Origin of the sequence: Kitasatospora sp. NPDC096140 (assembly GCF_040303045.1) — a bacterium.
Taxonomy (GTDB): Bacteria; Actinomycetota; Actinomycetes; order Streptomycetales; family Streptomycetaceae; genus Kitasatospora.
This window is the reverse complement of record NZ_JBEOUW010000034.1, coordinates 60,804-72,906: the sequence shown is the minus strand read 5'-3', so window position 1 is coordinate 72,906 and position 12,103 is coordinate 60,804. Positions and strand designations below refer to the sequence as shown.

Here is a 12,103-nt window from a genome sequence, read left to right as displayed (position 1 = left end):
CATGCGCCGAGCCGTCTGCCCCGGGTCGTTCGACCCGATCACCAACGGTCACCTGGACATCATCGAGCGGGCCTCGAAGCTCTACGACGTGGTGCATGTCGCGGTCGCGATCAACCGGAACAAGCAGGGCATGTTCACCATCGAGGAGCGGATCGAGCTCATCGAGGAGACCACCGCCAAGTACGGCAACATCGTGGTCGAGTCGCACCTCGGCCTGCTGGTGGACTTCTGCCGGGAGCGCGGCATCCCGGCGATCGTCAAGGGCCTGCGCGCCGTCAGCGACTTCGACTACGAGCTGCAGATGGCCCAGATGAACCACGGGCTGACCGGCGTCGAGACGCTGTTCCTGCCGACCTCGCCGACCTACAGCTTCCTCTCCTCGACGCTGGTCAAGGAGGTCGCCTCGTACGGCGGCGACGTCTCGCACCTGCTGCCCGAGACGGTGCACCGTCGGCTGGTCGAGCGGATCGCGGAGCGCAAGGCCGAGCAGTAGGCGGAGCGGTGGGCGGCCGGTCGGCCTCCCGGGGCAGGACGTCCCTTTCTGCCGGTTCGTCACGTCTTGTCCGGTGGCCGGGAGGCCGGTTCGGCTCGGGTGTTGTGACCGTGCCCCGAGGTGGCCGTACAGTCTGTAGTCCTGCCCTGCGGTGAGGTCCACCGCGCCGGGCCTGCCTCCGCCGGACCGTCGGCGGCACACGGAAAGACGAAGCCCCGTGGACGTGCAGAACAAGGTCGACGAGATCGTGGCGGCGGTCGAGAACGCCCGCTCGATGCCGATGTCGGCCTCCTGCGTGGTGAACCGGGCCGAGCTGATCGGCCTGCTCAACGACCTCAAGGCGGCCCTGCCCGCCGAACTGGCCCAGGCCCAGTCGGTGATGGCCGACCACGAGCAGGTGGTGGCCGGTGCCCAGGCCGAGGCCGAGCTGATCATCCAGGGCGCGCACGCCGAGCGCGGCTCGCTGATCTCGGACACCGAGGTGGTCCGCCAGGCGCAGTCCCAGGCCGACCGGATCCTCGCCGAGGCGCGGTCCGAGGTCGACACCAAGCGGGCCGAGGCCGACGACTACGTGGACAGCAAGCTCGCCAACTTCGAGGTGGTGCTGACCAAGACGCTCGGCGCGGTCGGCCGCGGCCGCACCAAGCTGCGCGGGGACTCCGGCGTCTTCGAGACCGAGCACGACGGCGAGACGGACGGCGAGGAGTTCCGGCCGCAGCGGATCAGCCCGAGCCCCGAGGTCGACGAGTACGTCGATGTGAAGCTGGCCACGCTGGAGAACGTGCTCAGCGCCACCCTGGAGGCCGTCGGCAAGGGCCGCGACAAGCTGCTCGGCAAGCGGCCGATCGACGAGCTGGGTGCCTACCTGGCCGCCGCCGACGAGGCGCAGCAGGCCAAGGAGCGGGCCGAGGCGGTGGCGGCGGGCTTCGCCACGGACGCCGACGGCGAGGACATCGCCTGGTACCGCGAGGACGTCCCGCAGCAGCAGACCTGGCCCGAGCAGACCCCGGCCGCGGCGGGCTGGCAGGACCCCGGCGCCGACCAGTACGCGGCCGCCGCCCAGCAGCAGGGCGGCCAGTACGCGGAGGTGTACGGCGGCGGCTACGACCCGGCCGCCCAGGGGGACCCGTACAACACCCAGTGGGGCGGGCAGCAGGACGGCTACCAGCAGCAGGGCTACCCGGCCCAGCAGCAGGACGGCTACGCCTACCAGCAGCACCAGCACCACCAGCAGCAGCAGGGCTACGGCGCGCAGCAGTACGACGGCTACAACTACCCGCAGCCGCCCGCCGCCCCGCCGGCCGTGCCGCAGCAGCAGCAGGGCCTGGACGAGACCAGCTTCTTCGACACCAGCATGATCGACATGACCAGGTTGCGGGAGCTCGGCGGCCGCTGAGCGGACCGTCGCGGAGTCTCCTGACGGGACCGAAGTTGGGCCTGGCGGGAGACTCCGGTAGTCTGACCACTCCGGCATCCCCATGTCCGGCCGTCGGCTTGCCCGCGCAAGGTCGACCTGTATGGGGAATCTTTCGATCGTTTCCAATGGAAGTCAGGACACCGTGAACCGCCTCGACCACCGCGACCCCCTCGTGTTCGACACGCACGAGCTCGGTCGTCGCCCGGGTTCGATGCGCAAGGTGTCCCGGACCCTGGAGGCCCCCGAGGGCTTCGGGATCATCGATGTGATCGGTGTTCCGGAGAAGAGCCCGATCGAGCTGGAGCTCCGCCTGGAGTCCGTGGTCGAGGGCGTGCTGGTCACCGGCACCGCCGACGCCCACGTCGAGGGCGAGTGCGTCCGGTGCCTGGAGCCCGTCGAGTTCGACGTCGACGTGGACTTCCAGGAGCTGTACTACTACCCGGAGTCCGACGAGCGCCATCGCGCCCGGACCACCGGGACCGAGGACCTCGACGAGGACTCGGAAGAAGAGACTTACCGCCTGGAGGGCGACTTCTTCGACCTCCAGCCGGTGCTGCGTGACGCGGTGGTGCTCGCACTGCCGCTGCAGCCGGTGTGCCAGGAAGACTGCCTGGGCCTGTGCTCCGAATGCGGAGCGCGCCTGAGCGACGACCCGACGCACCACCACGACGCCGTCGACCCCCGGTGGGCGGCTCTGCAGGGACTCTCCGCCGCCCCCGGCGACGAGGGTGACGGGATCAAGACCAGCGACACCCGTGAGGGTCTCGCCGAGAACCAGGAGAAGTAGCCGTGGCTGTTCCGAAGCGGAAGATGTCGCGCAGCAACACGCGCCACCGCCGGTCCAACTGGAAGGCCGTTGCCCCGGCCCTCGTGGCGTGCGACCGCTGCCACGAGCCGAAGCTCGCGCACATCGCGTGCCCGAGCTGCGGCACGTACAACCGTCGCCAGGTCCTCTCGGTCTGATCGGCGGGGTGTACGGATCGATGTCGGACGGTAACTCCACCCGCAAGGCGTCCTCCGCCCCGAAGGGTTCTTCGGGCGGCGGCAAGGCCGGCGGGCCGGCTTCGACCGAATACGACGTCCTGGAAGGGCGCCTCGGGTACACGCTTGAGCGCGCCCTTCTGGTACGTGCACTGACCCACCGCTCGTACGCGTACGAGAACGGGGGTCTGCCCACCAACGAGCGCCTGGAGTTCCTCGGCGACTCGGTGCTGGGCCTCGTGGTGACCGACACCCTCTACCGCGTCCACCCGGACGTCCCGGAGGGCACGCTCGCCAAGCTGCGCGCCGCGGTGGTCAACTCCCGCGCGCTCGCGGACGTCGGCCGGGGTCTGGACCTCGGCACGTTCATCCGCCTCGGCAAGGGCGAGGAGGGCACCGGCGGCCGCGACAAGTCGTCGATCCTCGCCGACACCGTCGAGGCCGTGATCGGGGCCGTCTACCTGGACCAGGGTCTGGACGCCGCCACCGACTTCGTCCACCGCCTGTTCGACCCGCTGATCGAGGAGTCCTCTCAGCTGGGCGCCGGCCTGGACTGGAAGACCAGCCTGCAGGAGCTCACCGCCTCGGTGGGCATCGGGGTTCCCGAGTACGTGGTCATGGAGTCCGGTCCGGACCACGAGAAGACCTTCACCGCGGCGGCCCGGGTGGCCGGCGAGGACTTCGGCAGCGGCGTCGGCCGCTCGAAGAAGGAAGCCGAGCAGAAGGCCGCCGAGAGCGCCTGGCGCGCGATCAAGGAGAAGTACGCCGACCGGCTTCCCGCCGGGGCGTGATCGCGAAGTAGCCTTTCCTCCTGCGGATCCGTATCGAAGCAGGAGGCTCCTTCCCGTGCCCGAACTCCCCGAGGTCGAGGTCGTCCGCCGCGGTCTGGCCGCCTGGGTCGCCGGTCGGACCGTCGCCGACGTCCAGGTGCTGCACCCGCGCGCGGTGCGCCGCCAGCCGGCCGGTCCGGTCGACTTCACGGCCCGGCTGACCGGCACCACCCTCGGCACCGCGCAGCGGCGCGGCAAGTACCTGTGGGTGCCACTGACGGGCACCGGCACGGGCTTCTCGCTGATCGGCCACCTCGGGATGAGCGGCCAGCTGCTCGTCCAGGACCCGTCGGTGCCGGACGAGACGCACCTGCGCGTCCGGCTGCGCTTCGCCGACGGCGGGCGCGAACTGCGCTTCGTCGACCAGCGGACCTTCGGCGGCCTGGCGGTCGAGGAGGCCGAGGAGGGCGACCCGGAGGGCACGCCCGTCTCCATCGCGCACATCGCCCGCGACCCGCTCGACCCGCGCTTCGACGACGGGGCCTTCGTGGCCGCGCTGCGCGCCAAGCGCACCACCGTCAAGCGCGCGCTGCTCGACCAGACCCTGATCAGCGGTGTCGGCAACATCTACGCCGACGAGGCGCTGTGGCGCTCCAGGCTGCACTACGACCGCCCGACGCCGACGCTGACCCGCCCGCAGGCCGCCGTCCTGCTGGCCAACGCCCGGGACGTGATGACCGCGGCGCTCGCCGTCGGCGGCACCAGCTTCGACAGCCTCTACGTCAACGTGAACGGCGAGAGCGGCTACTTCTCCCGGGACCTCGACGCCTACGGCCGCGAGCACGAGCCCTGCCGCCGCTGCGGCACCCCGATCCGGCGGGCGGCCTGGATGAACCGCTCCAGCTACTTCTGCCCCCGCTGCCAGCGCGTGCCGCGGGCCCGCAGCGGGGGCTGACCCGGCCTACTTGCGGCCGGCGAGCTCGGGATGCCCGGCGTCCGCCCCGTCGGGGGCGCCGTGGGTGTCCTGGCCGAAGTAGGCGACCCCGACCGCGGACACCACCGCGAGCAGGAAGCCGACCACGCCGAGCCAGCCCAGGCCGGCCTTGGAGGAGTCGCCGAGCCAGATCACGCCGACCGCGCCGGGCAGGACCGTCTCGCCGACCACCAGTGCGGCCGTCGCGCCGTTCACCGAGCCGATCTGCAGGGCCACGGTGTGGATGTACATGCCGCCGAGGCCGCCGACCAGGATCGCGTACAGCGCCGGGTCGGACAGCAGGGCGCCGAGCTCGAACGGGTCGACGCCGTTCAGGATGCGCACGCCGACGCCCAGGGCGCCGAAGCCGAGGCCGGAGAGCAGACCGGCGACGATCGCGCCGTTCGCGCCCATCCGGCGCACCAGCAGGCTGCCGCCGCCCAGCACCACGGTGGTGATGATCAGCAGCCACCAGTGGAAGGACATCGCCGCGTGGTGGCCGCCCTCCGGGCCCGCCGAGACGGCCAGCAGCACCAGCGCCGAGCAGAGCACGCCGATCGAGGCCCACTCCAGCTGCTTGAGCCGCAGGCCCAGCAGCTTGATGCTGAGCAGCGCGGTGATCACCAGGTTGGCGCTGATGATGGTCTGGGAGAGGAACAGCGGCAGCAGCCGGGCGGCCAGTGCGCCGAGCCCGAAGCCGATCAGGTCGAGCACCGTGCCGAGGATGAACTCCCAGGTGACGGCGGCCTTCGCGGTCGAGGACAGGCTCGGTCCGCCGTGCTCGGTGGTCGAGGTGGTGGCGCCCTTGGCGGCCTCCTCCCGGGCGGAACGGCGGGATCCGACGGCCTGCAGGACCGAGCCGGTGCCGTAGCAGGCGGATGCCGCCACGGCGGTGACGAGGCCGATGATCACCAAGTGCTCCGATCGGGAGGTGGGTCGAGAACGGGCTGGGTAAAGGAAAGGCAATGGGACCGGTGGTCCGGGACCACTATGCCCGTTCGCCCGGTACGGTCGGCACGCCCTCTGCGGCGCCCCGGAGCCGGGCCGGGCCCGCCCGGACCTACGTCCGGGGGCCTGCGGCGGTTCCCCCGCCCCGCCCGCGTCAGGGTCGGCCGGGGGGAACATCATCCCCGGGAAGGGGACCTGACCCGGCGGACGGCGGGGTGTTCCGTCCCTACCAGTATGCGAAGGGTATGGCGTGCTCCGACGCCGCTCACGGTAGCGTCGGGGACATGAGAACCCTTGCACGACGGTCCCGGGGCACCGGGCCGCTTGCCCTGGTGGCGGCGCTGCTCGGGCTGCTGCTCCTGCTGGCGCCGGCCGCCTCGGCCGCGGGCGGGCTGAGCGACGCCTCCGCCGCCCTCAAGAAGGGCAAGGTCTACGTCGACCCGGCGATGACCGACCGCTTCAGCCAGGCCCAGGCGGACGCCCTGACCAAGAAGATCGACAAGGCCGACAAGCCGATCTTCATCGCGGTCGTGCCCGACTCGCCGGCCTACGGCAAGGAGACGGTCGTCACCGACCTCCGCACCCTGGTCGGCATCGACGGCGTGTACGGGGTCTGGCGCGGCGACGGCTTCCTCGCCAAGGCGGACAAGGGCGCGATGGCCGCCGGCGTCGCACAGCGGATCTCCGGCGCAGTCGCCCGCGCCGACGGCGGCGACATCGACGCCACCCTGAACGACTTCGTGGACCAGGCGGCCCCGCAGACCAAGGGCGAGGGCGTCAACCACAGCACCTCGATCGCCTGGGTGGTCATCCCGGTCGTGCTGGTGGCCCTGGCGGGCGCCGGAGTCTTCCTCCTCTTCCGCCGCGCCAAGAAGCGCAAGGAGGAGCAGGCCCGGGCCGAGCTGGAGCAGGTGCGCCGGGTGGTCGACGAGGACATCACCGCCTTCGGCGAGGAACTGGACCGGCTCGACTTCGACCCGGCCGCTGCGGACGCCGACGACGCCCAGCGCACGGACTACACCCACGCCCTGGACGCGTACGAGAAGTCCAAGCGCCTGATGGAGGAGGCCAAGCGGCCGGACGACGTCAAGCAGGTCACCGAGGCGATCGAGGACGGCCGGTTCGCGCTGGCCACCCTGAGCGCCCGGCGGGACAAGCGCCCGCTGCCCGAGCGCCGGCCCCCGTGCTTCATGGACCCGCGCCACGGCCCGTCCGTCAAGGACGTCGACTGGGCCCCGGCCGGCGGCTCCGCCCGCTCCGTCCCGGTCTGCCAGGCCGACGCGGACCGGGTGGCGGCTGGCCTCGACCCGGCGGTCCGCACCGTGGACACCGAGTACGGCCCGCAGCCGTACTGGAACGCCGGCCCGGCGTACGCCCCGTACGCGGGCGGCTACTACAGCAGCTTCGGCGGCGGCCTGCTGCCCGGCCTGCTGGTCGGCACCATGCTCGGCTCGATGATGAGCACCCCGGCCTACGCGTCGCCGATGATGGACGGCGACCACGGCTACCAGGACCAGTACGAGGGCGGCGACTACACCGGGGCCGACTTCAACGCGGGCGACTTCAGCGGCGGAGACTTCACCAGTGGTGGTGACTTCAGCGGCGGCGGGGACTTTGGAGGCGGCGGGGACTGGTAGTCCCGGCCCGCACGCCCGACCCGCTCGCTCGACCCCACGCGGCCCCGCCGGTTCCTCCGGCGGGGCCGCTCCCGTGTGCGGGGCCCGGCCCGGGCGGTGACCGGGCACGCGGGCGGCTAGGGTCGGGGCATGCACGGTCGCGACGCCCACAGTGAGGAACCGGTCCGGGTCACCGCCTGGGTCCGGGGGAAGGTCCAGCAGGTCGGGTTCCGCTGGTGGACCAGGGCACGGGCGCTGGAGATCGGCTTGACCGGCTACGCGAGCAACCTCGGCGACGGCCGGGTGCAGGTCGTCGCGGAGGGTCTCGCGGCCGACTGCGAGCAGTTGCTGGCCCGGCTGCGCGGCCCCGGGACCCCGGGGAACGTCAGCGGCGTGACCGAGATCTGGACGGCCGTCGGCCCTGGTTACGAGGGTTTCGAGATCCGCTGAGCCGCCGCCCGCGGGCCCGCCGCCGGGCCCGTCGGGAAAAGATCCGGAACCGGCGGTGTCACGAGGTTGCCATCCGGGCAGACTCGTGGTTGACTCCGCATCGAACGATGATCCACGAGCACGTGGTGGACCCCTCCCGAAGACCCCCCAGGCGTGACCACACCGCCGGGCAGGTGACAGGGGCGCGGTAGCGTGCGGTGATCGTGTTGACCCTTTCCGTCTTTGGTGAGACGCTGGAAGCCCGCGCACACGACCGCGTCAATCCGGCAGGCGCATGCCCCCGTGAGCCCAGCTCACGGTGGTTGTGCCGTAGTGCCCAGCCAGCACTTCCGGCGGCGCGCCGCGCGTGCGTCCCCCTTCCCCCTAGACCTGAACCATTCCGGTTCGGTCACTCAGCGTGGAGGACCATTCATCATGGCAAAGGCGCTTCTCGGGTACGTCGGCGGCCCCGACCCGCGAATGCTCTCCGAGATGCGACGGCTCCAGCAGCGCGTCCAGGACCTTGAAGCCGAGCTCCTTCGGATGCAGGCTGAGAACGACGCTCTCACCGCTGTCGCTGACGAGCACTCGCTGCTCAACAGCATCGATCTGGATCAGCGGGAGCCGGCTCTCACCTGAGTCCCGCCCGGTCCTCGCAGATCGACGCCGCTGTGCACTGAGCCGCCCCGAAAGGGACGCAGCTTGCAAGGGACGCCCTGATGTGGCGTCCCTTCGTCGTGTCCGACTCCGGATACAGTCGCTCGCTGGGCCCCGGCGAGCGATGAGGAGACCGGCCGCGTGCACCTGAAGAGTCTGACGCTGCGCGGGTTCAAGTCCTTCGCCTCCAGCACCACCCTGCGCTTCGAGCCGGGCATCACCTGCGTGGTCGGCCCGAACGGCTCCGGCAAGTCGAACGTGGTCGACGCGCTGTCCTGGGTGATGGGCGAGCAGGGGGCCAAGTCGCTGCGCGGCGGAAAGATGGAGGACGTCATCTTCGCCGGGACCAGCGGGCGCGCCCCGCTCGGCCGCGCCGAGGTCAGCCTCACCATCGACAACGGCGACGGCGCCCTGCCGATCGACTACGCCGAGGTGACCATCACCCGGACGATGTTCCGCAACGGCGGCAGCGAGTACGCGCTCAACGGCGAGACCTGCCGCCTGCTGGACATCCAGGAACTGCTCTCCGACTCCGGCATCGGCCGCGAGATGCACGTCATCGTCGGGCAGGGCCAGCTGGACTCCGTCCTGCACGCCGACCCGATGGGCAGGCGCGCCTTCATCGAGGAGGCGGCCGGCGTCCTCAAGCACCGCAGGCGCAAGGAGAAGGCGCTGCGGAAGCTGGACGCGATGCAGGTCAACCTCAACCGGGTCCAGGACCTGGTGGCCGAGCTGCGCCGCCAGCTCGGGCCGCTCGGCCGGCAGGCCCGGATCGCCCGCCGCGCCGCCGGGATCCAGGCCGAGCTGCGCGACGCCCGGCTGCGCCTGCTCGCCGACGACCTGTCCACGCTCCGCCGGGCCGTCGAGGCCGAGGTCGCGGACGAGCTGGCGCTGCGGCTGCGCCGGACCACCGTCGAGCAGGAGCTGGCCCGCGCGGTGCAGCGCGAGCACGTCCTGGACGCCCAGGTCCGGCAGCTCGGGCCGAGCCTGGAGACCGCCCGGCAGACCTGGTACCGGCTCTCCGCGCTGGCCGAGCGCACCCGCGGCACCGTCGGGCTGGCCGAGGCACGGGCCCGGCACGCCGCCGCCGGGGGACGGACCGAGGAGCGGCGCGGACGCGACCCGCAGGAGCTGGAGCGGGAGGCCGCCGGGATCCGCGAGGAGGAGGCGGCGCTGGCCGAGGCGCTGGAGGAGGCCCGGTACGCGCTGGCCGAGGCGGTCGAGCGCAAGGACGGGCTGGAGCGCGAGCTGGCCGCCGAGGAGCGCCGGCTGCGGGACGCCGCCCGGGCCATCGCCGACCGGCGGGAGGGCCTGGCCCGGCTGCAGGGGCAGGCCGCCGCCGCCCGCTCCGAGGCCGCCGCGGCCCAGGCCGAGATCGGACGGCTCGCCGAGGCCCGGGACGAGGCGCTGCTCCGCGCCGAGGCCGCGCAGGGTGAGCTGGACGAGCTCCAGCAGCAGGTGGACGGTGCGGCCGGCGACGACGAGCAGGCCGAGGCCGGGCACCAGGAGGCGCGGGAGCGCCTGGCCGCCGTCGAACGGGAACTCGCCGCCGCCCGGGAGGCGGCCGGCGCCGCCGAGCGCGAGCGGGCCGGGCTCACCGCACGGCACGAGGCGCTCTCGCTGGGGCTGCGCCGCAAGGACGGCACCGGCGCGCTGCTGGCGGCGGGGGAGCGGCTGGGCGGGCTGCTCGGCCCGGCCGCGGCGCTGCTGCGGATCGAGGCCGGGTACGAGGTGCCGGTCGCGGCGGCGCTCGGCGCGGCGGCCGACGCGGTGGCCGTGGAATCGCCGACCGCCGCCGCCGAGGCGCTGCGGCTGCTGCGCGCCGACGACGCCGGGCGGGCCGCGCTGCTGATCGCCGGTGCCGGCGAAGTGGCCCACGGGGCAGGGGAGTTGCCGGACGGGGCCCGCTGGGCCGCCGAACTCGTCGACGGTCCGCCCGAGTTGCTCGCCGCCGTGCGCCAGCTGCTGGCCGGGGTGGCGGTGGTCGCGGACCTGGACGCGGCGCTGCGCCTGGTCGCCGGGCAGCCCGCAGGGCCCGCAGATCCTGCCGGGCGCCGTGGACTGCCCGCCGTCACCGCCGTCACCGCCGACGGGGACCGGTTGGGCGCCGGCTTCGCGCACGGCGGCTCCGGTGGCGCGCCGAGCCTGCTGGAGACCCAGGCCGCGGTGGACGAGGCGGCCCGCGCGATCGGGGAACTCACCGTCCGCTGCGCCGAGTCGGCCGAGCTGCTGGCCGAACTCACCGATCGGCGCGGGGAGTCGGCCGCCGAGCTGGAACGTCTCGGCGAGCTGCGGCGGCAGGCGGAGAAGGAGCGGGCCCGGGTCGCGGGCGCGCTCGGCCGCCTCGGCGGGCAGGCCCGCGCCGCCGCCGGGGAGGCCGACCGGCTGTCGGCCGCCGCCGCGCGCGCCGAGCAGGGCCTGGCCGATCTGCTGGACACCGCCGAGGAGTTGGCGGAGCGCCTGGCCGCGGCCGAGGAGTCGGCGGACGCGGGGGAGGACGAGCCGGACACCGCCGAGCAGCAGCGGCTGGCGGAGGCGGCGAGCAGCGCCCGGCAGGCCGAGCTGGAGGCCAGGCTGGCGGTGCGCACCCACGAGGAGCGGGTCCGCGCGCTGGCCGGGCGGGCGGACCAGCTGGACCGGGCCGCCCGGGCCGAGCGCGAGGCCCGCGACCGGGCCGCGGAGCGCCGGCGCCGCGCCGAGCACGACGCCGGGGTGGCGAACGCCGTCGCGGCCGGCGCCCGGCAGCTGCTGACCTGCCTGGAGGTGTCGCTGGCCCGCGCGGACGCCGGGCGGGAGGCCGTCGAACGGGCGCGCGCCGAGCGCGAGGAGGAGCTGCGGGAACACCGCGAGCACGGCCGCGGCCTCAAGGAGGAGCTCGACAAGCTGGTCGACGCCGGGCACCGGGACGAGGTGCTGCGGGCGGAGAAGCGGCTGCGGATCGAGCAGCTGGAGGCCCGCGCGCTGGAGGAGTTCGGCATCGACGGCGGCGAGCTGCTCGCCGCGTACGGACCGGACCGGCCCGTCCCGCCCGCGACGCCCGAGGAGGGCCAGGAGCCGGGGGAGCCGTACCCGTACGTCCGGGCCGAGCAGGAGAAGCGACTGAAGGCCGCGGAGAAGGCGTACCAGCAGCTCGGCAGGGTCAACCCGCTGGCGCTGGAGGAGTTCGCCGCGCTGGAGGAGCGGCACCGGTTCCTGGGGGAGCAGCTGGACGACCTCAAGCGCAGCCGGCGCGACCTGCTGGACATCGTCCGGGACGTGGACCAGCGGGTCGAGCAGTTGTTCACCTCGGCGTACCACGACACGGCCGCCCAGTTCGAGGGCGTCTTCGCCCGGCTCTTCCCGGGCGGGGAGGGCCGGCTGGTGCTGACCGACCCGGACGACATGCTCGCCACCGGGGTCGAGGTGGAGGCCCGCCCGCCGGGCAAGAAGGTCAAGCGGCTGTCGCTGCTGTCCGGCGGCGAGCGCTCGCTGACCGCGGTGGCGCTGCTGGTGGCGATCTTCAAGGCCAGGCCCAGCCCGTTCTACGTGATGGACGAGGTGGAGGCGGCGCTGGACGAGACCAACCTGCGCCGGCTGATCGGGATCATGGAGGAGCTGCGGGAGAGCTCCCAGCTGATCGTGATCACCCACCAGAAGCTGACCATGGAGTCCGCCGACGCGCTCTACGGCGTGACGATGAAGGGCGACGGCATCTCGCAGGTGATCAGCCAGCGGCTGCGGGAGGAGCACCGGGAACGGCGGCCGCGGACGGTTCGGACCGTATCGGCGTAGTCCGGCTGCGGTCCATCCGGGCTCCGGTCGCGGATACTGGTTGGCGTT

General features: G+C 73.1%; 11 protein-coding genes. 10 read left to right on the top strand and 1 reads right to left on the bottom strand.

Annotated features, from left to right (window positions below; genetic code table 11):
* The first annotated feature begins 1 nt into the window (after window position 1).
* The 6 genes from coaD to mutM all read left to right on the top strand — a co-directional run bounded on the left by coaD (window position 2) and on the right by mutM (window position 4,616).
* Window positions 2-493: a pantetheine-phosphate adenylyltransferase gene (gene coaD / locus ABT048_RS29630; RefSeq protein ID WP_350524607.1), complete on the top strand. Its 492-nt coding sequence runs from the start codon at window positions 2-4 to the stop codon at window positions 491-493.
* A gap of 217 nt (window positions 494-710) precedes the next feature.
* Window positions 711-1,889 (top strand): F0F1 ATP synthase subunit B, encoded by a 1,179-nt coding sequence (locus ABT048_RS29625; protein ID WP_350524606.1) that lies wholly within the window; start codon window positions 711-713, stop codon window positions 1,887-1,889.
* A 163-nt stretch (window positions 1,890-2,052) separates the two neighbouring features.
* A complete protein-coding gene (locus ABT048_RS29620) occupies window positions 2,053-2,697 on the top strand; it encodes a YceD family protein (protein ID WP_350524605.1) in 645 nt (214 codons plus the stop codon).
* A 2-nt stretch (window positions 2,698-2,699) separates the two neighbouring features.
* Window positions 2,700-2,873 (top strand): 50S ribosomal protein L32, encoded by a 174-nt coding sequence (rpmF, locus tag ABT048_RS29615; protein ID WP_030275709.1) that lies wholly within the window; start codon window positions 2,700-2,702, stop codon window positions 2,871-2,873.
* Window positions 2,874-2,893: 20 nt separating this feature from the next.
* Window positions 2,894-3,682: a ribonuclease III gene (gene rnc / locus ABT048_RS29610; protein WP_350524604.1), complete on the top strand. Its 789-nt coding sequence runs from the start codon at window positions 2,894-2,896 to the stop codon at window positions 3,680-3,682.
* Window positions 3,683-3,737: 55 nt separating this feature from the next.
* Entirely contained in the window at window positions 3,738-4,616 is an 879-nt protein-coding gene (mutM, locus tag ABT048_RS29605) for a bifunctional DNA-formamidopyrimidine glycosylase/DNA-(apurinic or apyrimidinic site) lyase (RefSeq protein WP_350524603.1), read from the top strand.
* A 6-nt stretch (window positions 4,617-4,622) separates the two neighbouring features.
* Here mutM and ABT048_RS29600 read toward each other — a convergent pair whose 3' ends face one another.
* Window positions 4,623-5,546 (bottom strand): DMT family protein, encoded by a 924-nt coding sequence (locus tag ABT048_RS29600; protein ID WP_350524602.1) that lies wholly within the window; start codon window positions 5,544-5,546, stop codon window positions 4,623-4,625.
* 320 nt (window positions 5,547-5,866) lie between these two features.
* Here ABT048_RS29600 and ABT048_RS29595 point away from each other — a divergent pair, with 320 nt between their 5' ends.
* From ABT048_RS29595 to smc, 4 genes are all read left to right on the top strand, one after another.
* Window positions 5,867-7,219, top strand: a complete 1,353-nt coding sequence (locus ABT048_RS29595; RefSeq protein WP_350524601.1) for a hypothetical protein — start codon at window positions 5,867-5,869, stop codon at window positions 7,217-7,219.
* 129 nt (window positions 7,220-7,348) lie between these two features.
* On the top strand, window positions 7,349-7,648 hold the full coding sequence (locus ABT048_RS29590) for an acylphosphatase (RefSeq protein WP_350524600.1): 300 nt from the start codon (window positions 7,349-7,351) through the stop codon (window positions 7,646-7,648).
* Between the two features lie 414 nt (window positions 7,649-8,062).
* Entirely contained in the window at window positions 8,063-8,266 is a 204-nt protein-coding gene (locus tag ABT048_RS29585) for a hypothetical protein (RefSeq protein ID WP_045702518.1), read from the top strand.
* Window positions 8,267-8,425: 159 nt separating this feature from the next.
* Entirely contained in the window at window positions 8,426-12,055 is a 3,630-nt protein-coding gene (gene smc / locus ABT048_RS29580; protein WP_350524599.1) for a chromosome segregation protein SMC, read from the top strand.
* Window positions 12,056-12,103 lie beyond the last annotated feature (48 nt).